The following is a 24,415-nucleotide window of genomic DNA, read 5'->3' on the forward strand; positions in this document are numbered from 1 at the left end:
TAAGCAACAATAATGATCGCGGCTAAAATACCAATGACCACAATGACGATCAAGAGCTCAACGATCGTAAAGCCTTTTTCTGACTTCATTTTTTTAATATTTGCGAAACTCATGCTAGGTGCCCCCTAATTAATTACTTTATGTCTGTAATATACTACGTTTAATAATTAAGCGCAAGCATTTTTAAGTGTACTCATTTAAGGGGTAGCAAGAAAAGTTGATGCAGAAGTTGCGACGCCTAGATAGAAAATATTTATAGACGGCTTACTTGTCCCAAAATCCCAATACACAATCCGCCCACCTGTGCCAGTACATGTTGTTGGCCCCATGCAGTCGTACTGTATGTTTGTATCTCCGTTGGATGTATTAAGGGATGTAACTGGTGTTGCGGCGACAGGGTTACCTGCGTTAGTAATTATAATAACAGTGCTAGGGACCGTAACAGAGTTGGTGTTTGCACGTAGAGCAGCTAGGGTTAGAGGGTAACTTCCATTATCTCCGTTGTATGCTTCCGCTGAATCTTGAACAGCACGGGCATTAGTAAGTGCCTTTGAACTTTTGGCACGACCTTGCACCCCGTTGTAAGCAACGATAACAATTGAAGCCAATATACCAATGACTACAATAACGATCAAGAGCTCAACGATCGTAAAGCCTTTTTCTGACTTCATTTTTTTAATGTTTGCAAAACTCACTCGTTATGCGCCCCCTAATTTAGCACTGCGTATTACTAATAATATACAACGCATGATCTGCAAGCACAAGCTTAATGAAATTATTGCTCTGATATGAACGGACATCCAGCGAGGCTTATCCATGCTGGATCAACACCTTCTCGAAGGACGACGGTACCATCTGGATAAACATCGACACGCCCATAGTTATTTGTAGTTGGATAGGTAACCATGTTGCATATAATTATCTCTTTTGGTCGTTTACCGACCGGCAATGTAAATAGGACAGTTCCACTTGTTGTTGTGCCACTTTTTATAAGACCCTTCATGAACACCATTCCATCAGCGGATTCGGTATACTGCGCGGCTGAGAAGCCGCCACCGTAATTTACCCAGCCGTTACCGAGAGTTGCTGCTGTCCATCCAAGTATAGGCGTCGGTAAGTATATTAATTGAGTAGATGTAAATCCAGCTCCCGCTTGACCTCTAGCCACTATATAACCTGATGCGCTAAGCATGATGGAATTGGCTGAGCTACTGCTTGCATTATAGAGATCAAATCCTGCCACAGTAGATCCCGCTGGGAGTTTAAACATATTTGTGCCGTTAGTAACGGTACCGCTAGATGGAAGACCCTGGATGTGTACGCGTCCTAGGCTATCTTTTGCAGCTTGAACGGGCGCAAACCTTGAGTCGTTCCACTTGCCCCAGCCGTTATAAGCTGTTAAATTTGTAAAATTATAGTCACCATTTGCGATAAAAGTAAGGCCTGAAAGGTTTGTCCAACTCGTACTTCCCCCGACCCAGATTATATTGCCAGCCGTATCAATATCAATACGACCAGTAGCACCTCCGCTTACGGCTACTTCAAACAGTAGGCGGTAACTAGGCCTATATCCTGGGGGAAGTGTACATAAGACCTCGCTACCATTACCGGTGCCGTTCTTAACAAGACCCTTGAGAACGACAACGTCTGCCGAAGTTTTAGTAAATGCTGCTGCAGCATGCGGAGCTCCGTAATTTACCCAGCTATTTTGTAGTGCACAAGCTGTCCAGTCAGGTATAAGATAACTTGATGTTCCACTCGGCGATGTACCAGTTGGATTATTGGCAGCTACACGAATTGAAACAGTATTACTACGGTATGCATTGATCGTATAAGAAGTAGATGATGTCCCACCTGGCACATCAATCCATCCAGTTCCGTTGATATTGTAGGATATAACGTAAGATGTTGCGCTCGAAATGGCTGGCCATGTGAATGTGACTTGTGCAGGACCAGATAATCTACCTGTTACAACGGGCGCATTAGGCTGTTCAACCGCACTGCTGTTAAGCTTCGTGACACGAGTTGATCCTGAGTAGGAGATATTCCGTCCTGATATGGTTTTTGCTAAGGTAATTGAAGCTTTCACTGAATTGGCGTTTGCTAGAGCAGAGTCACGTTGGGTAACTGTTAGTGATGTTGAAGAAGCATCCGTAATGGCTGTCGAGCTACTCGGGTCAGTATAGTAGTCAAGATTGAGACTGGATACCCCAGTCGCAAGTATTGAGTCCTCACTAATACATGTATTTCCATTCTGTAATCCTGTTGTGCACGTTGGCTGTTGCCAGGGTGTGACGCATGGGGCGGGTGATGGGTTATACGTCATGAGTACTCGGCGGTAAAGATTGGTATTTTTAACGAAATAAGCAATATTAACATAGTACGGTGAATTAGACGTGACGAGTGGACTGGCACATGCATTTGGGCTATTTGTCAAAAAAACAAGATTACGTGATGTGTCGATCGGGTTTTTATCCGTTGAAATTGTTTGGAGTATAAGTGCAGTACCATTGCCTGCGCCAACGTTTGTAAAATTAGTCGTATTATCGTTAACACCTTGAGGGGAGTTCATTATTGTACGATTCTGTGCCAAGAAGCGATTACTGAGTCTAACGTCCTGTTCAATACGATCAAGCGCACTTTGGTTATCTTTCGCTTGAACCAGTTGCTCCCGATTGATGAGTGCGTCACCAGTAAGGTTGATGAGTACAACCACAAATGAGCTAATAATAAGTAATACAATTGGCGTAACTACAAGAAGCTCGACAAGCGTAAAGCCATGTATCTTTTTATTACTGAGCTGCATAAATGACACTACTAACTCCCGCCTGCGGTACTGCTGAACCGTAATTAACAATAACTTCTATCCTTGATAACGTTGCTCCATCTCCATAAGGACACGTCGTGTTCACTGTGATTGAGATATTTGGGACTCCAGAATCTGTCGGTGGAGTTGGGCTATCCGTGTTCACTGAACATGTTCCTGGAACGGCCGTTGCGTAGTTATTGAGATATTCATAAGCTATATTACCAGCTTTTGCTTGGTTTCGTGCACTCGTACCATCACTCATGACAGCAGAATAAAGTTGATAGCCCGAAATAATAAAGACGGCCGCAATAAAAAGCGTGATTAAAAGCTCAATGGCTGTAAAACCAGATTCAGATGAGTATGTTTGACTACTACTTGTCATTGATTTTTACTCTTAACTGATACAACGGTGCCGGTTGATTCGAGCATATAATATAGAATATATTGACGGCATGCATCGGCAGTAGCATTACAAAGTCCTCCATTTGTCGGCGCGTTTTTTGAGTTTGAGAGAGGCTGATACACGTACTGAGTAGGCGTAGGCTGTGGGGTGACGCCGGTTGTCGTTGTATTATTATTTGTTGCTGGGACGAGGCTGATGGTGCCACCGGTATATCCCGGTGCCCGAAGATTCGCTGGGTTTAAGTCGCGTAGGGCAAGTAGAAAGTTTGATTCACTTGATAATTGATCAACCCCGGGATAACTGCCTGGGGATAATGTGTCTGTTCCGGAAGTATAGAAAGTTTCCAAATTAGAGGCAATATTTGCAATATCAACCTTACGTTCATCATCACGTGCGCTTACTTGGCTCGAGCTAAGATTAACGACAACAAGCGTCAACAAGATACCAAGAATGGCTATCACAATTAACAGCTCAACAATAGTAAAGCCAGAAGTACGCTTCATACATCAAGCATAAGAGGTTTTGACTATAGGCGCAAGTGCTTTATATTTCGAGGGGTTCTTGTTCGATGATGATTCTGAATGTATCACGGACACCACCAATAATCTCATCACGGGCAAGCTCTAGGTCATGGTAAGAAGTTGCAGCCTCATTAATAAGAACGAGTGCATTTTTATCATGAACACGCATACCGTGGATAAGTTTACCCTTAAAGCCAACTTGCTCAATAAGCCATCCTGTCGGAATTTTATATGTATTATTACCAAGGTCATAAGTTGGAATGTCAGGGAAGTCTTTCTTGAGGTCTCCCAATTGCCAATCCTCAACAATAGCATTTTTGAAGAATGATCCCGTATTAGGTCGCTCAAGTGGATCGGGTAATTTATCAGTTCGAATAGCTATGACGGCATTACGAATAATATCGGGTGTAAATAGTGTTATATTATGCTCATCAAAATACTCTTGAACTGCTTTATAGAATGGCTGGGCGGGTACAGCCTTGTATAGCCTAAGGTTTACGGAAGTAATGACATAACGGCCACTTTGATCTCCACGAAAAATACTATGTCGGTATGAAAAACCACACTCTTCACTACTTAGGCTAACAAAGTCATCAGTCTTAATGTCGTATGCCTCTAGAGATACAAGAGTTTCGGCAATTTCTTGTCCATAGGCACCTACATTTTGTACTGGCGCCCCACCTGTAGTACCTGGGATAGCAGACATCGCCTCGATACCGCTAAGATTAAGATCAACAGTTCTTTTTACGACTGAATCCCAGTTTTCACCAGCGCCAATTTTAAACGTCGTGCTAGACGCGTCATCGGCCACTATTTCAAAACCCATGATTCTATTACGAATGACGATTCCGTTAAACCCCTCATCGCGAGCTATGACATTACTGCCACCGCCGATTATAAAGACGGGAAGATTTTGTTTTCCAGCATTAACACATATTTCTTTTACTTCTTGTGGAGTGTGGGCATCTGACATAAAGCGCGCATTACCACCAAGTTTCATCGTCGTGTAATTTTTTAAAGGAATGTTAGTGTGGATTTCCATGATATTTTTATTATAGCATTATGGAATTTGTCGCTCATACGTCTGGTATCTGTTATAATAGCGGAGATATGCACCCGTAGCTCAGTGGATTAGAGCACTGGTCTTCGGAACCAGGTGTCGCTAGTTCGAATCTAGCCGGGTGTACCAAGAAAATAGACTTATCGAAAGATAAGTCTATTTTCTTGCCTAAATTAATTTACTAACATACCTATAAATGATATAATACTGCAAGTATTTCATTGCAGTAGTACTCGCCCTTCGAACGATTGGATAAGAAATTGTCTGTCTCAATAGAAAAAGATGAAACCAAAGCAGTCAACCTTTCGGTTGGTGCTGGAATTGCGATCGTCGGGATGTGGGCCATTGCAGCCACAGTCACGCTCATCCTGTTCTTCACAATCTTCAAGAACATTGGTTCGCCCAGTCTCCCCGTCGAGCAGGTAACGGTACTGGCGCAGACCAAGTTGGCTGTTACGGCGATCGGGTTGATCGCAATTGTTGGATCACCGATGATCGCAGTCTATTCGCTCACCAAGCACATCATCGGCAAGAAGGACTGATCTCCGCATCGTCGCATCGAGCAAAAGCTCTGCGTCATCGATGCGGAACTTTTGTTTTCTAGTCTGCCGTAAATGAGATCTATTTGATGCGAATTCGGTTGCCGCGAGGGTTATGCTCAAGTTCAACGAGGCCAAGCTCTTCAAGTAATGGGGGCATATACATGCCAAATCTTCCTCTGAGGCCTTTCTTTAGGACGTACCACCCACCGATTGGATTTTTATCTGAGCGAGCCCAGGCCTCAATAGTATTTTCTCTTGCAGGTTTTTGCTCATCGGCGCTTCCGAGCTCCATCCAGCCACCATGTTCTTTTAGCATTGCACAGGCATCATCGATTGCACGTCTTTCGTATATGAGGGTTGTTTTACCTACGATGCAGACAATAACTTCCTTGTCATATTTTGTATCGAAATACATCTGGTATTCAGAAGATAGCGGGGGAGTTTTTAGTTGCCAAGGATTTTCCTTTGTGCCACTGCCAGTAGCCATAGTAGTTCTTTCCTATAGGTTATAACTTAACTATACCACTCGCATGCGACAATAAAGGCTGCTTTTTATCTCTATCGTCAAGTTTGTACAGTGTACATATAAAGAGTATATTTGGTCCATACTATGTATAAGGAGTAACTATGCCAAAAGAGAATAATATAACGACATATCGAAATTTAGCTCAAACAATAACTGTAGGTTCAGCTGTCGCTACGGGAATCGTGTGGGTAGTTGCGACTATTGTAAAAGCAACTGATACTAGCTGGCTTATGATGCTTCAGGACGCTTTTGTCATTATAACTGCGGTCGGTGGTGTTACTATGGGCGTTCTTTATCTTATTAGCAGATTACAAAAAAAGTAGATACTAAATATTCGATATTGAATCCAAATAAAAAACGCCGACCGGTAGCGAAAAGGACGACGTTCTTTATTTGGAGGGCCAGCGGGGACTTGAACCCCGGACACCCTGCTTAAGAGGCAGGTGCTCTAACCAGCTGAGCTACTGGCCCATATATAGTGTGTTGATGAAATGTACGACTTTACGTCAATTTAACTCTAAAAACTATAGCAAATAAAGGGTAATTTGTAAATAAGAGCCTCCGCTTTATTGTAAGCGGAGGCATATTATTTTAGTACTTATTAGACAGCTGCTGGTGGAGTCGGAGGTATATTTGTTGGCGGCTGGTAAACAGGAGGCTGCATAGGGTTTGCTGCGAGATTTTGGTTCCATTTTGAATCATCAACTGCAAGCCAGATAAGCCAAACAAGTGGGAGGAAGATTGCAAATAGTACAAACCAACCTTCTTTACCAAACTTAAGTCCAATGTTATGTTCAGCAATAACATAGAAGACAAGTGCAACGATATTAACAATTGGAACAAACATCAGGACTGACCAGTATCCTTTTTGGTCACCTAGTTCAAGCATGATCCATATGTTATAGACAGGGATCCAAGCTTTTGATGGAGCAACACCAGCTTTTTTGAAGATTCGACTAAGTAGGAATGAGTGAACGACATATGCGAGAATGAGAACTATCACATAAACGACCATCAGTGTTCCTGCTATTGCAAGAGCGGTTCCTGAATCGACACTATTGGTCGTCTCTGTTGTCGTGTAGGTATACGACTGGGCTAACTGTGTTAATAAACTCATTTGGACTCCTTTTTATGGTTCTTCAGGTTATTATATCACGTCAAGAGATGGTGAAAATATCTTTTTGACCCCTGATATGGTAGTATAAATGATATGACAAAAATACTTAGCGGTAGTGAAATTGCTGAATTTATTAAGGAGCGTCAGGCTCGTCAGGTACGCGCACTTCGCCAGGCTGATCATGTTGCGCCGACTCTTGCGATCGTAAAAGCCACTGACTCTTCACCCGTTATTGAAGCCTATGTGCGTATGAAACAGCGATATGCCGCTGACATACTTATAGATACAGTTATCGAGACTGTTGATGATAATGATATGCCTGCTGTACTCGAAAAGTTAAGTTCTGATCCAAGTATTCATGGCATTATTGTTCAGCTACCATTAACTGATCCAACGAAAACTGATGAGATCGTCAATTTAATCGCACCAAGCAAAGATGTTGATGGGCTTGGCAAGGACGCAGCGTTTGATAGCGCAACTGCAGAAGCAATTAATTGGCTGTTAGTTGGTTACGGTGTGGAACTAAAAACCAAAAAGATTGTAATTATCGGTAACGGTAGACTAGTAGGTGCTCCACTGTATAAAATATGGCAATCAGGAGGCTACAATGTCACGATCGTCGGAAGAGATGATGACCTAAAAGCAAGTCTAGTATCCGCTGACATTATAGTAACTGCAACTGGATCAGCAGGGCTTCTTACAAGCGATATGGTTGCTATTGGTGCTGTCGTTGTTGATGCGGGTACTGCAAGTGAAGACGGCGTGATCGTAGGTGATGTTGATCAGTCTGTTCGCGCCAGGGAAGATCTTACAATTACACCTGAAAAAGGCGGCGTAGGCCCGCTTACGATTACAGCGTTATTTGATCATGTGATTCGTGCAGCAACTGAATCAGCGAAAACTACACTAGATTAAGCGCTTCTTTGACACGTCCAACAACTTGACGCGGCGTAAGATCGGCTTTGACGATATAACTATGAATTCCTAATGCACGCAGGCTCTTTGGTGCTTCTTCCTCGCCTAGATTTGTAAGAATAATGACAGGAATTGTTTTACCCCAACTCTTCGCACGGATATTTTCAAGTGCTTCTGCGCCACCCATGTGGGGCATTTGTAGATCAAGTAGAATAATGTCTGGCAGGAATTTTTCAACCATAGTAACGCCACGCTCGCCGTTATCTGCAAGCTGCACATCAAAGCCATCAGCTTCAAATTTCATGCGGTACATTTGGTTAATTACTGGGTCGTCTTCGATGATAGCTATTTTGGTCATATACTAAAAATAGTATACCACAAGCAGTACCTGGACAGGTGGTGATGGTATGATAAGACCATGACAGCAGCTGAACGCTACGGCACAGAAAGACTTTCAGAAGTACCAAAAGCACCCATGTTTCGTAGTGGCAAGCACACGATCTCGTCACGCGATCCCACGCAGGGACAGGTTGTTCGTGAGTTTGCTCAGTCAATGCACACCCAGGTCTATCTTGATAAGCACTTTATTGAACCGGTTGATCTTGACGAACGGGGCATGTTTACTGATGAATATAATGACAGGGCTACATATGTAGTTGCGGAAAATGGACAGCGCTACTCGGCGTGTCGATATATCGCTGCAACAAAAAAAGAAGGACTTATGTCACTCCCTACTCCAAGGCACTTTGCACTTGATGCGAAAGAAGTGCAGGACGTCGCAGGTACACGGCTGGTTGACCTAAGAGCTTCCGAAGTCGTAGAAATATCAGGACTCGTTTCAGTAAAGCGAGAAGATAAAGAGGTAGGACATTCGGGTGACCTGAACGCAACCTGGCTTCTTCACTCTGCCGCTCTTCGTGAGTCACTTGACCAGGGGCATAAGTTATGGCTTCTTAATACTCACGAGACACTTATTCGCCAACTTGAAATTATTCTAGGTCCAGATCAGATTCATAGACTCGGTGCGCCTATGGACTATATGGGATCAATGACAGTTCCAGTTGCGATTAATCCCCAATCTGTTGTAACGAGCGCGCTCAATGATGATAGTATTCACGGAGAAGCGAAACGGCATCATCTTATGGAAGCTCTTCCCGGTGTCAATGCCGACAAATTGTCTAAAGAGACGAAGGCAGCTCTTGAACGGAGAGGAATTCCATATGTCAAAACTCCACGCCTCGAGCGGCTTGTAAAAAGTCCAAAGACTTGGGTTAATACCGCGCTCGGAGCATATGCCCTTGCAAGGGCAGCACCACTCCCAGCTATAGATCAGTTTCACGGTGATTGGCGAGTATTTTTAGCATTGGATTTAGTAACTGTTGCACCGTATACCTGGGGAATTACAACGGCTGCGACAGGTACGACCCGCCGCCGCCGTCTCGTCGGGGCTTCGGCTGCTGTTGGGGGTTTTGCGACGCCTTATGCATATCTTATTGGAACAGGGGATCATTATCCGCCAATTGTCGATGGAGCTATCGCTGGCTTTGTTGGGCTTGCGACACTACAAGAGGTTGCGAAAAATCGGAGGAATAAACGGATCTTTCGTGAATTAGAAGCAGTTAAATAGCCAGTATACGTATACCCACCTTTCACGCTATACTATGCTTATGCTATTCGAACTCTGGCTACTGCTAACGACAAATATAATTGTCGCCCTCGTAATATTAGTTGTTATGTTCGCGACAACAGTTCCACGAAGACTGAGGGTCACTTTAATACTTACAATTGGAAGTTTGGCTGCCTGGCAAGATACTGTGTATATTTCAAATAATACCCACGAGGCAGTGGAGTTTTGGAATAACCTTGCATTTGTATGGCCAGGCCTCGCTATTATTAGTTTCTTCATATTTGTGCATCAACTCGGGACCCACAAAAAGTGGCTACCGGGAAATCGGCTACATACTGTGGTGAAATATTTTCCGAATGTCGTATTAACAGTTGGCTTAACATTACAGCTTTTAGCACTTTTTAGTAATCAGATTTACGTCCAGGGAGATCAAGCCGATGTATTCGTAAGAGGAAGCCAATACATTACATATATTGTAGGGCTCCTTATGTCGCTTGCAGCAGTCGTTAGCTACGTGTTTTTAAATACACTCATCGTTCGAAAAAACTCTCGTGATCACCGGGCCATTCAAACAGTTTTCGACACGCTCATCATAGCTGTGCTATTTGGCCTTACGTTTAATGTGATTCTTCCGTTAATGACAAGTAGCCAAATGTATGCTGAATTTGGCTCTCTGACGGTTGTAATATTTGCAATCGGTTTTACGATGAGCGTCATGAGAGGACAGCTGCTCGATATTAAGTTGTATGCGGTACGTACAGTCGTCTATCTTCTCTCTATTCTGAGCCTTGCACTTATATATGCATTAATTGCATATAGCATCTCGCAGTGGATTTTAGATTACACATCAACAGCGACGCAGGGTCTGATTAATATGGCGCTTGCACTCCTGCTTGCATTTATTTTCCAGCCAATTAAGCGATTTTTCGATCGTCTGACAAATCACTTTTTTTATCAAGACTATTACAGTAGAGGTGACTTTTTCGCACGGTTTAGCAGTCTTTTGACATCAACAACAGATCTACGTGGGCTTCTTGAGCGTGCTGCGACTGAAATTAGTAATACGCTTCATTCAGAATTTGGCTTTTTTGTCGTTTATGACGATGACGGTCATTATGTTTCAGCCGGTACTGGCAAGCACGATCATTTTTCAACAAGTGACATGCATAAAATCAATGAGTATTTGCGCACTAACGGCGATCATGCAGTGATTACTGAGTTGTTCGACGACGACTCTTCGTTTCAAAGCCGCCTTTTAAATCAGCACGATGTTGCCGTTACATTGCCGCTATTTAGAGCACCTGGTGAGATTATAGGTTTTTTTGCGCTTGGTACGCATAAGAGTGGTCGTTACTCTAAACGAGACATACATACAATTGAAACGATTTCAGATGAGTTAGTCATTGCAATCCAGAATGCACTATCCGTCCAGGAGATAAAAGAGCTTAACGCAACCCTTGAGCATCGTATTGATGAAGCAACAAAAGAACTACGTGAATCAAACGCTCAGTTACAGCACCTTGATGCGACAAAAGATGAGTTTATCAGTATGGCAAGTCACCAGCTGCGTACTCCGCTTACAAGCGTCAAGGGCTATATTAGCATGGTGATTGAAGGTGACGTAGGTAAGATTAGTGGTGCACAAAAGCAGCTACTTAGTGAGGCCTTTACTAGTAGTGAGCGCATGGTGCATCTCATCAACGACTTCTTGAATGTTTCAAGGCTACAGACAGGTAAATTTATGATTGATCGTCGCGAGATCGATCTTGCAAAACTAGTGGAGCAGGAACTTGATAGTCTTCAAACAACAGCAAGGTCACACGATTTGAAGCTTCGTTATCGTCGGCCTTCACACATACCTCTTCTTTACCTTGATGAAGGAAAGCTTCGTCAGGTCATTATGAATTTTGTCGATAATGCCATTTACTACTCCCGCGAAAATAGCACGATCTCAGTGGGACTTTCAGTCGAAAATGGTGATGTGGTATTTGTCGTGAAAGACACAGGTATCGGTGTTCCGCTTGGCGAACAAAAACATCTCTTTGGTAAGTTCTTCCGCGCTACTAACGCCAGGACTCAGCGTCCAGACGGAACTGGTGTCGGTCTATTTCTCGCAAAGAAAGTTATCATTGCCCATGGAGGCTCAATGATATTTGATTCCGTTGAAGGTCAGGGAAGTACGTTCGGTTTCCGTTTACCGGTAAAGAAATTGTCTGAACCGCCGCTAGAAAACGCGCAGTAGTTCCGTGATAAGCCAGATAACGACAAGCGCGACGCCACTACCAATTAGAACTGGCTTTGCAAAACGCTTTTTCTCAAACCACCACTGACCTATCTTGCTACGGTTCGCAGCTTCAATACGAGTTATAGTAGGGCGGGTGATAGCAGCATCAACGCCTTTATAAACTTTGTTACGCTTCTTTTTTTGCTTTGCCATAATATATATAGTATAACAAAAATTACCCCCGCATGATACGGGGGTAATTTGATCTGAGCGCTGATGCTTCAGTAGGTTGAGAGCGGTCAGACTCGATTAACGTTGTGCAACTGCACGTCGGCTTGTTACGTAGTAGGCGATTGCTGCAATAAGTGCACCAAGACCTAGAACGCTTACGATGTTTTCTGTCATACCAGTTGTAGGTAGTTCAGTAACAGGTGCGGTAACACAGTCAGGACTGTTTACTGGCAATGTTTCTTTGCCTGGAACAGTACATAGTACTGGTGTTCCTGGTGCACATGTTTTACTAACAACGACATTTGCTGTGTCACTCTTATTACCATTGTTAGTTACAGCAGTTGCTGTGTTAACAAGTGTATTAACGCCACACTTTGCAAGCTTATCGTTGTCAGCAATTTTAGCTGTGAACTTGACATAAGCATTACCGGTTGGTGCGTATGCACCGATAGCAAGACCAGATGGGCTTGTAACGCCATCAATAGTCTTTGTCCATTGACCGTTAGTTTTGCTGTTTGAAACTTCAGTAGTTCCGGCAACATAACTGACGCCAGCAGGGAGTGCGTCACGGATAGCGACGTCATTTTGCTGAGTTGTACCATTATTTTTGTACTGGATTTTGTACTGAACTTCGTCACCAGGATTAACAGTTACAGATTCACCGTAAGTGTTTGCACCGTTTTTGCTGACTTGTTTAGTTACTTCAAAGTTTGGTTGATCAACTGTAAATTTATATACAACGTATCCAGCGTACTGGTTACAACCAGGTACTGTACCGTCTAATTTGTCGTAACCAAGGGGTGTACCAGTAGTAAATAAACTGTCTGGTAGTGTCGCACCGTTTACGGCACCATTGCTGTGAATCACAGCAGAGTTTGGTACGTAGCGAAGTGCAACATCACTTGTTGCAGTCGCATAAGCTTCGTCCCAGACTTGGCTAGGGTTGCTATTACTTGCACCAACAAATGATGTGATGCGAGCTTTTTCGCCGCTTTTAACTGTTGCAGGCATCTGAGTTCGCATGAATGCGTTCTTTGCAATACCAGCGTAGTTATGAGCTGCGTCGTTTAAGTTGCTTGCTGCATTGTTGTGGTAGAAAGAATACACATCGTATGTCTTACCTGGTTGTAACGTAACGTTCTCACCATAAGCACTCGCAGGTGCAGTATCTTCTTTGATTTGAACGAAGTTTCGTTCATCGCCCTGTGTTGGGTTGTTTGTGATCGAGTTAAACGTTACATACGAAGCAGGAACTTCCATTGTAAACGTTGGACGATCTGGTCCCCAGGCAAATAATGCTGCTGGGACAAGTACGGCCGCTGCAATAATTGCAAGACCAGCTGTACGTTTTGGCGCACGAGAAATCGCGGCGAAAAATTTATTCATAACATTTCTCCTTTAGCACTCCACGTGCTAGGTTTATTGGAATTAATCGAATTATATCACAATTGTTTATAAAAGTAAATACTTATGTTCTGATATGAGCAGAATTGTTAACGAACACCTACTAGGGAACACAAATCAGATCATTACAAAACATGGGTAAGCCCGGGAGCTCACCATCAACAACGTGCGTATAAATACGCGGCGTGGGAGGTGAGCCCCTGGGTTACATACTGTTATTCAACATACTACTCCCGCAGGGAGAGGGCAGCGCGACAAGCGCGGTTGCCCCCTCCCTGAGAAGTTTAGTGCTTCTGCGTTGCCCGAGGGCGACGCACGATACGACTGTTCTTGCGTCGCTTCAGCATCATTCCTCCGAAGAGGAACGGGACTGCGAAGGCTCCAGCAGTGCTGCTAGGAGTCGTCGAGGTCGACGAAGAAGTCAACGCAACCTTGGCATCCGGATCGGGACTGGAAGTCCCAGGGTCGGATGTCTCGGGGGCGATTGTCGAATCGGTGGTACTCGGTGCTTCGACCGAGCTCTCCGACGGTTCCGTCGTGGCACCAGGTGCAGTGATGTTAGTCACTTCTTCTCCTGGTGTCGTTGTCGGATTTGCCGGAGACGTCTCCACCGGTGCCACCGTTTCCGGCGGTCCTGATGGAGATGGTGCGGTCGGCTTCCCCGACTCCGATGGTTCCACTCCACCAGGCTTCGGGCACAACCCATTGCTGGGTACTGGCGTCTTCGGCGGAGCCGGAGGCGGGCAGTACTCGACTGGCGGCGTCGTCGGCGTGGTAGGCGTCGTCGGCGTCGTGGGGGTGGTCGGAGTGGTAGGCGTCGTCGGCGTGGTGGGAGTCGTCGGAGTTCCCGGCGTCGTCGGCGTTGTTGGCGTCGTCGGCGTGGTGGGAGTCGTCGGAGTCGTCGGTACCGTTGATGTAGGCGGTGTCGTCAACACAGGGGGCGTCGTCGTTACCGGCGGCGTCTTTGCGGGAGGAACCGCCGGAGTGACAGGGGGGAGAACTGTGTTTCCACATCTCACCAATGTCACAACGGTGACCTTATCCTTCTGGATGATCAGTGCACTGCGGTTACCCGAAATGCCACGCGTCCCGGTCACTCCTTCAGAGGAGTAGCCGGTGTTCATGGCATCGGCGGGGGCAAGCCCGATGAAGAGCTTACCCGTCGCGTACAGCTTCACCAGCTTGGCGTGGAGCGCCTGTCCCTCTTGCGAGATATAGACGTTGTTCTTGGTCAACAGTGGTCCGACATTGTTGGGGTCGTTCCACATGTTGGCCGCGTAGCCAAGCGTTGCGAGCGTGTAGGGATTGTGCTTCGCAGCCTCCAACAAGTTGGCGGCCTTCTGCTTCGGGGTTTCGCCCGCAATCCCATTCTCGATGAAGTTGTGATGAGCGTTGGTGGACATGTCCACCAACCACTCATTCGGGTTGGTCTTGATCACGGCTGCTGCTTTACCTGCGCCGACCGGAGTCGGCTGCTTGGTTGCAGCGGCAGCTTGTGCGGTCGAGGCCGACGATGGTGCAGTTGCCACCACCGTCGCCGGTGCAGTTGTTGCCTGACTCCCTACCACCGCATTGGCGGGAGGCGTTGCCGCCCCTCCCCATGGAAGTGAGAAGAGAATCATAGCCACAGCAATCAAGAATCCGGTGACCACGACTCGAAAGCCGAAGTCATTGGGGATTCCAAACGCGACGATGACCAGTATGACCCAGATCACCCAAAAAAGCAGGGTGATCAAGCCGTTGACGGGGTACCCGTAGGTGGTGAACAGGAGAAATCCTGCTGCCATCCATGCGAGTACGAAGAACTGCGGCAGAACCAATGCGAAGCTGACGATCCCGAGGACCACCAGTACCACTACGAAAATCCAGAACATGGTTGTCACTTTCCTTCGTTGATGGTGGGGTCCTTGGGGCTGTACTTGATGCGGAAATCACGAGCAACACGCCTGAGGCGGGAAGTCGCGGTCTCCTTCTTCGGGCTGTCCGTGTCGATCGATTCTGCACTGGGCGGATTCGGTCGACGGGTCGGACGAACAGGTCGAGCGACGGGCTTTGCTGGAGTACGGGGTGGCACGCCCATGAATGAGGCGCTGACCACGTCCTTCACTCCAGTGAGGATGTCGCTCTTGTTGTCGTCCGGACCACTGAGAAGCTGGCTGCGCAGGCTCTGCGTGAGGGAATCGGATGCAGCGGAGTACCGCTGCAGGAGTTCCCCGTAGAGCTTGTTGGCATTTGTCAGGTCGTCGTTCTTGATGAACTCCCTGACGACCACGAAGATCGACCACCACTTCTTGCCGATGAGGTTGTACGCATCGGTGAGATTGGCAATGGTCTCGGTGGTCTTCGGGTCGCTCGCTCCGAGCTGCGTGAGCGCTTCGATCTCCGTTTTGAGGGTGACACGGAGCGCTTTGCGCGTCTCGTTGAGCCCTTCCGGGCCGCCGAGGCGAGCGTGCAGTTCGGTTTTCGTGTACTTCATTTCGGTCATTTCGTACCCTTTCAAGGTGTTTGCGACGGCACGATGCCATCGGTTGCACCCAGGTAAGGGTCAACAGTCAATCGACAAATATCGACTGGCTGTTAACCCTTACGGGTAGAAGAGCTATAGTATATGAATAAACAGTATGTCTTCTACGGATAAATAAATCTATCACGTAGGCGCTGCAAACTGCAGCATTATACGGGCAACTAAGTTGTACGCACGATGCTACAGGTTACAGCAGTTAGGACATGTGCTGTAATGATCTGATTTGTTAATGTTCCCACCCGCACATTTAGATTTCTCGAACGTACGAGTGATGTTACTAATCTATCATATTATTGCTAAAATGTCAATGGTCTGTGCTATTTTAAAATCATAAAAAAGTATGTCCTACTACGGGTAGCGTAGCTGTTCACTATAGGTATACTATATATGTAATATTTGACATATATTGTCAATAAGCGTATAAACATATATCAAGCACGTCTAGGGAAATCCCTTAGGCATAGTGCGGCACAGAGGAGTTGGTAGCGTATGTCCATCGACAACCGTTCTTCAACCGGAGAATTGTTGCAGGAGCTGTCACAACTGCTGAACGATCGTCTTTCACGAGGCGACCGGAGGCGACTTCGGTGCGAATCGTCACTCGAGCTCAAGGCGGAAACGCTTCTCGACGTGGTCATCGGAGATACGGTGACCATGGGTGTTCTCACCAAACTGGCGACCGTCAAGTCGTGCCAGCTGAGCGCAATGCGTGACGCGCTGCGGATCGTCCGTGACGGTGCGTCTGTCATCGAGTCGCAGCAGCCCGAACCCGATCTGGTCAGCCAGACCTGATCCTCTGTCCCGTCGGTGAAGTGTGTGTAGATCTATCCACACACTTCACCGACACTGGTTTTTACTGATGGCCCCTTGAAAAAGGAGGCTTTTTTTGTTACAATCGCTTAGTTAATTACACGTATGGTCTCATCGTCTAACGGTTAGGACACCAGGTTTTCATCCTGGCAATCGGAGTTCGATTCTCCGTGAGATCACCATATGAGATTTTTCCATCGACAACAGTTTAAATACAGAATTCACCCCTGTGAAAAGGGGTGTTTTTTGTGTTCCATAATCTAAATCATCGTAGGTTGGTAGTGTATCGAACAATACACCAAATAACTGGGCTTTCTTGTGTGGATCGGACTGTTTTAACAGTAGTAGATCTAAGTGTTCCAGGAGATACCGTACCCGTACCAGTATTTGATCGATATTCATTGGTTTTTTGTTCTTCATCCCTAATTTCTCCTTCTCTAGCTTGATTATATTGTTATGAATCCGCTCTACTTCGTTCTCTAGGTAAGCTATAGCCGTTGCATTAGACAGCAGCATAATCTTACTCATTGTTGCCTCGGCCTCGTTCCTGAGCTCCTGAATATGCTTATCCAGAGCTTTTTGTCCATCGCCAGTCAACATGTGGCGATGTTCAAACTCACTGCGTACAGTGGCAAGAAGTAAGTCTACCTGCTCCTGGTTCACTTTAATACGGCTAATAAATTGTGTGATTCGCTCGTCCATTTGGTCTTTTGGTATACGAAAGTAGTGACCCTTATTGCTACAGTGGTAGGCAGGATAATATTTCCCTGTTTTCCCCCGAGAGGCGCTGCCAAGTAAAGTACCTCTACACTCGGGGCACAGCACGAATTTCTTGTAAGGAAAATCAGGATTATTCATAACTTTCTCTACCAGGTGTTTTTTTGGGGCTTGGCGTTGAATCTCGTATTCACCATCGGCTGCGTTGTAGGCAATATACTTCTTGCCTCGATTAGCTCTGTTGAATAGGTCCGTTGTTATAAGACCGTCAAAGACACACTTCACTGGAGCGTAGTTTGTCCATTTCTCGACATTGATACCTGCATATATCGTATTTTGGATAATACGCTGCATACTTTTGACAGTGAGTATGTTGCCACCTTTCTTTGCAATTATTCTAGTAAGGTCATCGGTATGGCAAATATAGTGTGTCCGTGTGTGATAGCCTGCGTCATTAAGCTTGTCGACTATCTCCTGATCGTTCAATAGTCCTTCTGCACGAAGTTCAAACATCATTTTAATAAATACGGCTTCTTCAGCACGCGGTCGTAGTAACGTACGCTTTCCCTGGTTGGTGTCTACCTTCTCGCTATTGTATCCATAGGGTGGTTGGCGCATCCAGTAACCATTTTTCGTATAACGGATTTCCGCGCCTATCATACGGCTCATGATGTCGCGAAGTTCATCTTTTGAGCGTTCAGCTTCAAGTATCTCTGACTTTTTGGTTGGGTTATAGATACTCCATTTATATTCAAAGCCAAGGTGATCAAGGGTGTTAATTTGTTGCGAGCCGATAACCCCATATATATCAACGAGTTGAACGCCACTCGACTCTAGCTGAGTCTTTAGTATATCGTAGCTGAGGGAACCACCACGAGTGAACCGATCTATTGACTTGATTATAAACAAATCGATGCCATTTTTGGACTTCTTGCAGTAGTCGACTGCTTCTTGCATTGGCTGCTGCTCTTTGCTGGCGGACTCCATAAAGACAAAGATCTTTTTAATCGTGATGCCTTTTGTTTCGGCAAAACGCTCAATCTGCTCTTTTTGTGCCTCAGGTGAGTCTCCGTCGGTACCTTGTTTAGTGGTAGAGACACGAATCGCCGCAATGGCACCTTTACCGCTTAGATCAGAGTGCATACAGTCTCTCTCACAACAGCTCTTTCTCGACTATTTCAAGCAGGAGTGCTGCGAGGTAGTCAAGCCGTTCAGATGCGTCAGCGTAGACCGTTTCCGGTGGCAATTGCTTGTTTTGTGATCCTATAGGTCTACTCATATCTACCCTCATAGCTTACCTTATATGGATAATTATACTACACAAATAGGGATAGTATCAACAGATAATCGTTGTATTTTATTCTAATACCGTACTTAGAAGTTTATCCATCATTCTTATCTGTTAATATTGTTTATTTATGTTCTCTCTTTTATACTACGTATACTATGAGCAACAGAAAACTCAACACTAAACAAATCAACATTCTCAAAACTGCATACCTATTCAGATATCTCACAACAGATAACATCGCAAAACAAAAAAACCTAACGCAGAACTCAGCCTATAGTGCATTAAAAATATTACATAGAAATGGCTATCTCGGCATCAAATATAATAAAAACTATAGGCTGATGAATAAGTCAGCTCGCTACTTCTTAACACCACAAGCTATAAAATATCTTCGTCAAGCGGAGCTAGGGCTAAACGAGGACGTGCTGAGTGCGCGGATGAGAGAAAAAACTAAGTCAACAGTCTTCGTCGACTATCAAGTCGCTGTGCATACGGCCTACCTCGAAATCAAAGAAGCATTGGGTGATAGCGCCGTTATACAAACGGCAACTGAGCTCTCATCTATCGACGCCGTGATAAAGCCGTATCCCGCATTGTACGTACAGAACAAGAAGGAACACTTCTTTGTTGAGCTGACTGATGCTCAGCCGCTATTTCTCGTTAAAAAGCGTATTCGAAAGTATATTGAAGACTATGATTCTAACGAGTGGGACTGGGAGACGTATCCCAATGTGCGCATTGCCCGCAGACTAAAAGGAGAGAGAAAGAAGCTGATGGCGTACGTAGAAGAAAAAATGGATGACAGTTACTTTGATGAAACCGATATAACGTTTGAGGTCGTTCCGCGAGTAATTACTGTTATTGCTGAGTCAATTAGGTAAGCAGGGTATTGTAAGAGTCGCTCAGTTTGAAGTGATGCCTACTGGTGCTTGACTCCTCGCCCCAATCCCCGTATCATTAAACCAATAGCATATTCAAGTTAAAAAGGACATATATAAGCTCCTATGGCAGCAAGGCTCCCAACACCTGGTCAAGATAGCGGCACTTGGGGCACTATTCTCAATGACTTTCTTGATGTTTCTCATAATCCTGATGGCACACTGATCTCGACAGCCGTTACTCAAGCAGGAGCAGGTACTTACACTAAACCAGGAAGTGGCATACCTGGAACTGACCTTGATACTGCGACACAGACTACTCTTACGGCCGTAGCCTCCAAATACACGAAACCAGGTCCCGGTATCCCCGCGACTGATCTCACTACTGCCGTCCAAAACAGCCTCGCTGCTGCAAGCACCGCTATACAGACAGTTAACACCAAGACGCCTACGAGCGGAAACGTTACCCTCAATGTTGCCGACATCGGTGACGTTCAAGGTGGTACCGGTGCGACGAATAACCAAGTACTCGTCTATAACAGCACGACGACCAAGTGGGCGCCCGGAACTGTTTCAAGTACTACTGTGACAGACGCAACAGCCGGAGCTAAAGGTATCGTACAACTCGCGGGAGATCTTGCTGGAACAGCTGCAGCCCCTACCGTACCTGGATTAACGAGTAAAGCTCCTCTGGCTAGTCCAACCTTTACCGGCACAGTGACTATACCTACTCCAACAAACGGTACTGACGCCGCAACAAAAACATACGTAGATACCCAAGTCAGTAGCGGTACAGCAGACGCTACAACGAACACTAAAGGTAAAGTACAACTCGCGGGAGACCTGGCGGGTACGGCGGCACTTCCAGTAGTTGCTAAAGTAAATGGAGTCACTGTAACGGGTACACCAACCACAGGGCAAGTCCTGACGGCAAGTAGCACCTCTGCTGCAGCTTGGTCTAGCCCTGCCGCTGGTGCAGGTAACGCAACCTCTAGTACGCTTGGTATTATCCAACTCGCTGGCGACCTCGGCGGGAGCGCTACAGCTCCATCGGTCGTACGAGTAAACGGTGCTGCACTGAATGTTGCAGCAGTCACTAAGACCTCTGCCTACACTATCACAGCTAACGACACTGTTATCTTGGTAGACGCTACATCTGCTACATTTACATTAACGCTGCCAACAGCAGCTGGATACGTCGGTCGCTACACAATTGATGCCATCTCGGGAGGAAACAATCTTGTAACAGTAGCCGCTTCTGGCGGACAAACAATTGATGGTGCGGCAACTACTACCATTGGAAACCAAGCGTCTGGTGCTCCATGGAGTTCTGTCGATCTTATTTCAGATGGATCTAACTGGAGAACGGTGTAGCTATGGCTCATAAAGCAGCAAATCATTATCGTAAACCTACTGCCCAAGGAATTATTTCATGAGTAAAGCAAACTTACCGTTATCGACACTTAATGCCACGTATGCGCAGATTCCCGACGGTGCTATGCGAAATACCCCGCGTGCGCTCATTCCGGTCAACACTGGAATTGTCACTACGTTCCAACCGGGACACGGGTTCCACGATATTGGCACCACTGCCGCATCTGTCAGCGATGACACCACTGATTACCTCAGCGGTTCGCAGTCGCTTAAGGTGGTCACAAAAACCGACGGCACTACTGCGAAGGTCGACAACTCCGCCCTTACCATCAATGCGACCGCTATGTCATTTAGGGTGTTGGTAAAGGTTGATGATGCTACTAACCTTGCGACCTGGCTATTCTATGTAGGGAACGCGGCGCTATCTTCGTCATATCAGTGGTTTATAGCCCAGACTGATCCGTCGCTTACTAAGGCGCAGCACTACGTTAAGGCTGGCGAGTGGGTATGGATCACGTTTGGATTCCAAGACGCAGGTATTGTCGGTACGCCGGACAGGTCGGCGTTGACACACATCAGGCTCGCTGCTTCTGCGGCGAATGGTAGCTCTATTACCGTTCACTTCGGTGGGATTGCGTTGGTGGATGAATCGACCGCGTTTCCGTCCGGGGTTGTTTCGTTTTGCTATGACGACTCGCTAGAGTCCACCTACACCCAGGCTAGGGTTGCGCTAGATAAGTACGGCTGGGTGGGTACTGAGTATGTGATCTGTGACCTTGTTGGTTCCGGTGGGAAATATATCAGTCTCGCTGATTTACAGACGCTGGAAGATGCTGGCTGGACTGTGGGGGCGCACTCGTACACCCTTGCCGACCATGCTACGGGCTTTACTAATCTAAATACGCAGCAACTGACTGACAACCTGCGCAATATGCGTCGTCAACTTACCGCATGGGGACTCCAGGGTGGTGACCACCTTGCCTACCCCGGTGGTGGGTACAACGCTGCCGTTTTGGCAGTAACCGACCAATTCCATACCTCGGCGCGCACAGTGAACCACCAAACCTTGGAGACGCTCCGACCTTCGGACGCGCTGAGGATTCGATCCGCATCGTTGGTTAACACAACAACAGTAGCGTATATCAAGAACCTAATAGACAACGCGCTGGCCAGTAAGGGCTGGCTCGTTCTCACATTCCACGATTTGGTTACGACAGCAACGTCCAGTGATCAATATGCCATTGCGGACCATCAGACGATTGTTGATTACTGCGCAACGGTAGGGATTCGGGTGAGTTCGGTCGCGGATGTCATGTCCCGGATGAATGCACCGGTCCCGGTTAGCGGCTACACCACCGCACAGCTCGTCAACCAGACACTTGGCAACACCTCGACCCGAATCGGGTGCTACCCCTACAGGATCAGTTCACCGGTCGCTACCGCTGTAACCGCAGGTGATCTGAACCTTGTCTGTTTCACTCCGGTTGTGGATATCACAATCACCGCGATGTCAGCCATGTCAGGCTCTACTGCATTCGCCGGATCGACATTGACTAGGATAGGACTGTTCACTACTGATCCATCTACAGGTGCAATCACTCTGGTGGCTGCGACTGACAGTGACACGACACTTTTCACTGCACCGAGCACTGTTTACCGCAAGGTACTCGGTACCACTGGCGGTCTCCCGACCGCTTACACTCTCAAGGCAGGACAGCGATACGCAGTCGGCGTCCTCGGCGTTGGTCTGAGTGCCGGATCACTGTTCATGGGTGCAATTAGTAGCGTCCTCACTGCTCGGCTCCCAAGAATGTGCGGTAAAATCGCCTCACAAACCGACCTGCCCCCGACCGCGACTATCGTGGCTACCCCGACGCCAATCTGGGCAGAAGTCGGCTAAACAACTGGTAAGTATTAGCGACTGAGGGCTTACTATAATCTCGTAGCCATTCGCTCCACGAAGCTCACGTTCTGCGCCACTCTCAAGCACACCGCAGCTAGTCCATTAGTTGCTTAAGTCTATTTTGGTGCACCTAGCGTTCTTGTATTGAGTAATCAGCAAATATTGTAATAATCTAGTAATCGGCGTTAAATAACACATACTGAATCGTAGTTATTCATTACTACGAACGCTCAGTTAATTAAGAGGACATCATACATTAGTACATATAGCATAAACAGTATGAGGGATACCCCTTGTGCTATAGTATTAGGTACAATAATATGAGTATAATGAGTACAAAACATATACTATGAGTACGGCTCGTTTACCGGTACCCGGCGGAGACGATGGTGATTGGGGAAATATACTCAATGATTTTCTTACCGTCTCGCATAATGCGGATGGTGTACTTCTTCCAAGCGCCGTTACAACTGCTGCAGTCGGTAACCTTGCTCCGCTAACAGGCGGTAAAGTTCCCTCAAGTAATCTCGGTTCTGGAACTGCCGGGAGTAGCAACTTTCTTCGCGGTGATGGCATCTGGGCAGTGCCAAGTGGTGCGGCGGCATCTGCAGCAACAACTACGAGTGTTGGTCTCATTCAGTTATCTGGGGATTTGGGAGGCAGTGGCACTATCGCTACCAATCCTGTTATCTCTGATGGTGCCATAACGAACAGTAAGCTTGCCAACGGTAGTATTAGCACCAACAAACTGGCGGCTGGTTCTGTCACTACAAACGAGATAGCTGACGCCACGATAACAGACACTGATATAGCCGCCTCTGCGGGCATAGCTCGAACCAAATTAGATACCAGTACTCAAACCAGTCTTGGAAAAGCCGATACCGCGCTCCAAACTGCACCCGTAACAAGTGTCGCGGGCAAAACAGGTGACGTACTATTAGTAAGTTCTGACGTGGGGCTGGAAAACGTTGATAATACCAGTGACGTAACTAAAAATAGTGCTACCGCCGCCCTTACCAATAAATCCATTTCAGGTGCTAGCAACACATTATCTGCCATTCCCGAGTCTGCGGTGACCAATTTGCCGGCTGACTTAGCCGCCAAAGCGACTGATACTACTGTAGTACATCTGGCTGGAACAGAAACGATTACGGGTGATAAAACGTTTAGCGGCGCCATAACGGTAGCGACTCCTATAAATCCTACTGACGCTTCAACGAAATCGTACGTCGACACCACCGCTATCAGTCATGCAGTTACTGTGCGCACGGGAAGCTATACCGCCTCCGCTACAGACGAAATTATACTTGCCGACACAACTACTACTGGATTCACTATAACGTTACCATCGGGCGTAGTGAATGGTAAGACATACGACATTAAAAAAATAGATAACTCCGCTCACGCCGTTACTGTTGTACCGAGTAGTGGTCAGATTGATGGTAGTAGCTCTGCAGTAGTCAAAGTCCAATATGCAGCAGTAACCTGTATAGCGAGTGGGGGCAATTGGTATGTTATTTAACTATACTAAGGTACGAG

Annotated in this window: 24 protein-coding genes and 3 tRNA genes; 12 read left to right on the plus strand and 15 right to left on the minus strand. The window is 46.3% G+C overall.

The window, feature by feature from the left end; all coding sequences use genetic code 11:
* The 6 genes from ABIS22_00005 to murB all read right to left on the minus strand — a co-directional run.
* Positions 1–113 (minus strand): prepilin-type N-terminal cleavage/methylation domain-containing protein (locus ABIS22_00005; protein ID MEO7740282.1); only part of this gene is annotated, 113 nt, incomplete at its 3' end.
* 84 nt (positions 114–197) lie between these two features.
* Positions 198–695 (minus strand): type II secretion system protein, encoded by a 498-nt coding sequence (locus ABIS22_00010; GenBank protein ID MEO7740283.1) that lies wholly within the window; start codon positions 693–695, stop codon positions 198–200.
* Positions 696–775: 80 nt separating this feature from the next.
* Positions 776–2,806, minus strand: coding sequence for a fibronectin type III domain-containing protein (locus ABIS22_00015; GenBank protein MEO7740284.1), 2,031 nt, complete (start codon positions 2,804–2,806; stop codon positions 776–778).
* On the minus strand, positions 2,793–3,191 hold the full coding sequence (locus ABIS22_00020) for a prepilin-type N-terminal cleavage/methylation domain-containing protein (GenBank protein ID MEO7740285.1): 399 nt from the start codon (positions 3,189–3,191) through the stop codon (positions 2,793–2,795). The genes ABIS22_00015 and ABIS22_00020 overlap by 14 nt, the downstream gene beginning before the upstream one ends.
* Positions 3,188–3,715, minus strand: a complete 528-nt coding sequence (locus ABIS22_00025; protein ID MEO7740286.1) for a type II secretion system protein — start codon at positions 3,713–3,715, stop codon at positions 3,188–3,190. Before ABIS22_00025 ends, ABIS22_00020 begins: the two co-directional genes overlap by 4 nt.
* 40 nt (positions 3,716–3,755) lie before the next feature.
* Positions 3,756–4,775, minus strand: a complete 1,020-nt coding sequence (murB, locus tag ABIS22_00030) for a UDP-N-acetylmuramate dehydrogenase (protein MEO7740287.1) — start codon at positions 4,773–4,775, stop codon at positions 3,756–3,758.
* Positions 4,776–4,845: 70 nt separating this feature from the next.
* Here murB and ABIS22_00035 point away from each other — a divergent pair.
* Positions 4,846–4,922: transfer RNA gene (locus tag ABIS22_00035), tRNA-Arg, on the plus strand.
* 119 nt (positions 4,923–5,041) lie between these two features.
* Entirely contained in the window at positions 5,042–5,335 is a 294-nt protein-coding gene (locus tag ABIS22_00040) for a hypothetical protein (protein MEO7740288.1), read from the plus strand.
* 79 nt (positions 5,336–5,414) lie between these two features.
* Here ABIS22_00040 and ABIS22_00045 read toward each other — a convergent pair whose 3' ends face one another.
* Positions 5,415–5,822: a DUF6855 family protein gene (locus ABIS22_00045; GenBank protein MEO7740289.1), complete on the minus strand. Its 408-nt coding sequence runs from the start codon at positions 5,820–5,822 to the stop codon at positions 5,415–5,417.
* Positions 5,823–5,962: 140 nt separating this feature from the next.
* Here ABIS22_00045 and ABIS22_00050 point away from each other — a divergent pair, with 140 nt between their 5' ends.
* Positions 5,963–6,184 (plus strand): hypothetical protein, encoded by a 222-nt coding sequence (locus tag ABIS22_00050; protein MEO7740290.1) that lies wholly within the window; start codon positions 5,963–5,965, stop codon positions 6,182–6,184.
* Between the two features lie 71 nt (positions 6,185–6,255).
* Here ABIS22_00050 and ABIS22_00055 read toward each other — a convergent pair.
* Positions 6,256–6,332: transfer RNA gene (locus tag ABIS22_00055), tRNA-Lys, on the minus strand.
* A 130-nt stretch (positions 6,333–6,462) separates the two neighbouring features.
* Positions 6,463–6,978 (minus strand): DUF5684 domain-containing protein, encoded by a 516-nt coding sequence (locus ABIS22_00060; GenBank protein ID MEO7740291.1) that lies wholly within the window; start codon positions 6,976–6,978, stop codon positions 6,463–6,465.
* A 93-nt stretch (positions 6,979–7,071) separates the two neighbouring features.
* On the opposite strand from ABIS22_00060, the gene ABIS22_00065 reads away from it, so the two are divergent.
* Entirely contained in the window at positions 7,072–7,893 is an 822-nt protein-coding gene (locus ABIS22_00065) for a bifunctional 5,10-methylenetetrahydrofolate dehydrogenase/5,10-methenyltetrahydrofolate cyclohydrolase (GenBank protein MEO7740292.1), read from the plus strand.
* On the opposite strand, the gene ABIS22_00070 is transcribed toward ABIS22_00065, so the two are convergent.
* Positions 7,880–8,251, minus strand: a complete 372-nt coding sequence (locus ABIS22_00070; protein MEO7740293.1) for a response regulator — start codon at positions 8,249–8,251, stop codon at positions 7,880–7,882. The genes ABIS22_00065 and ABIS22_00070 overlap by 14 nt on opposite strands.
* Positions 8,252–8,311: 60 nt before the next feature.
* On the opposite strand from ABIS22_00070, the gene ABIS22_00075 reads away from it, so the two are divergent.
* Positions 8,312–9,520 carry a hypothetical protein gene (locus ABIS22_00075; GenBank protein ID MEO7740294.1) on the plus strand — a complete coding sequence of 403 codons (1,209 nt, stop codon included), beginning with the start codon at positions 8,312–8,314 and terminating at the stop codon, positions 9,518–9,520.
* Positions 9,521–9,560: 40 nt separating this feature from the next.
* Positions 9,561–11,762, plus strand: coding sequence for a HAMP domain-containing sensor histidine kinase (locus ABIS22_00080; GenBank protein ID MEO7740295.1), 2,202 nt, complete (start codon positions 9,561–9,563; stop codon positions 11,760–11,762).
* Here the strand turns inward: ABIS22_00080 and ABIS22_00085 are convergent.
* The 4 genes from ABIS22_00085 to ABIS22_00100 form a co-directional block, all read right to left on the minus strand.
* A complete protein-coding gene (locus tag ABIS22_00085) occupies positions 11,745–11,957 on the minus strand; it encodes a hypothetical protein (GenBank protein ID MEO7740296.1) in 213 nt (70 codons plus the stop codon). The two genes, ABIS22_00080 and ABIS22_00085, sit on opposite strands and share 18 nt — an antisense overlap.
* Before the next feature lie 96 nt (positions 11,958–12,053).
* Entirely contained in the window at positions 12,054–13,361 is a 1,308-nt protein-coding gene (locus ABIS22_00090) for an LPXTG cell wall anchor domain-containing protein (protein MEO7740297.1), read from the minus strand.
* Between the two features lie 302 nt (positions 13,362–13,663).
* Positions 13,664–15,253, minus strand: a complete 1,590-nt coding sequence (locus ABIS22_00095; protein MEO7740298.1) for a hypothetical protein — start codon at positions 15,251–15,253, stop codon at positions 13,664–13,666.
* Between the two features lie 5 nt (positions 15,254–15,258).
* A complete protein-coding gene (locus tag ABIS22_00100) occupies positions 15,259–15,864 on the minus strand; it encodes a hypothetical protein (GenBank protein ID MEO7740299.1) in 606 nt (201 codons plus the stop codon).
* 528 nt (positions 15,865–16,392) lie between these two features.
* Between ABIS22_00100 and ABIS22_00105 the strand changes: the two genes are divergently transcribed.
* Entirely contained in the window at positions 16,393–16,695 is a 303-nt protein-coding gene (locus ABIS22_00105; GenBank protein ID MEO7740300.1) for a hypothetical protein, read from the plus strand.
* 125 nt (positions 16,696–16,820) lie between these two features.
* Positions 16,821–16,895, plus strand: a tRNA-Glu gene (locus ABIS22_00110).
* 1,688 nt (positions 16,896–18,583) lie between these two features.
* On the opposite strand, the gene ABIS22_00115 is transcribed toward ABIS22_00110, so the two are convergent.
* Positions 18,584–18,709 carry a hypothetical protein gene (locus ABIS22_00115; protein ID MEO7740301.1) on the minus strand — a complete coding sequence of 42 codons (126 nt, stop codon included), beginning with the start codon at positions 18,707–18,709 and terminating at the stop codon, positions 18,584–18,586.
* 167 nt (positions 18,710–18,876) lie between these two features.
* On the opposite strand from ABIS22_00115, the gene ABIS22_00120 reads away from it, so the two are divergent.
* The 4 genes from ABIS22_00120 (at position 18,877) to ABIS22_00135 (ending at position 24,398) form a co-directional block, all read left to right on the plus strand.
* On the plus strand, positions 18,877–19,602 hold the full coding sequence (locus ABIS22_00120; protein ID MEO7740302.1) for a hypothetical protein: 726 nt from the start codon (positions 18,877–18,879) through the stop codon (positions 19,600–19,602).
* A gap of 123 nt (positions 19,603–19,725) precedes the next feature.
* Positions 19,726–20,973 (plus strand): hypothetical protein, encoded by a 1,248-nt coding sequence (locus tag ABIS22_00125; GenBank protein MEO7740303.1) that lies wholly within the window; start codon positions 19,726–19,728, stop codon positions 20,971–20,973.
* 343 nt (positions 20,974–21,316) lie between these two features.
* Positions 21,317–22,873: a polysaccharide deacetylase family protein gene (locus ABIS22_00130; protein MEO7740304.1), complete on the plus strand. Its 1,557-nt coding sequence runs from the start codon at positions 21,317–21,319 to the stop codon at positions 22,871–22,873.
* A 352-nt stretch (positions 22,874–23,225) separates the two neighbouring features.
* A complete protein-coding gene (locus ABIS22_00135; GenBank protein ID MEO7740305.1) occupies positions 23,226–24,398 on the plus strand; it encodes a hypothetical protein in 1,173 nt (390 codons plus the stop codon).
* Positions 24,399–24,415 lie beyond the last annotated feature (17 nt).

The organism is Candidatus Saccharimonadales bacterium (assembly GCA_039928925.1).
In the GTDB taxonomy this organism is placed as follows: domain Bacteria; phylum Patescibacteriota; class Saccharimonadia; order Saccharimonadales; family Saccharimonadaceae; genus UBA6022.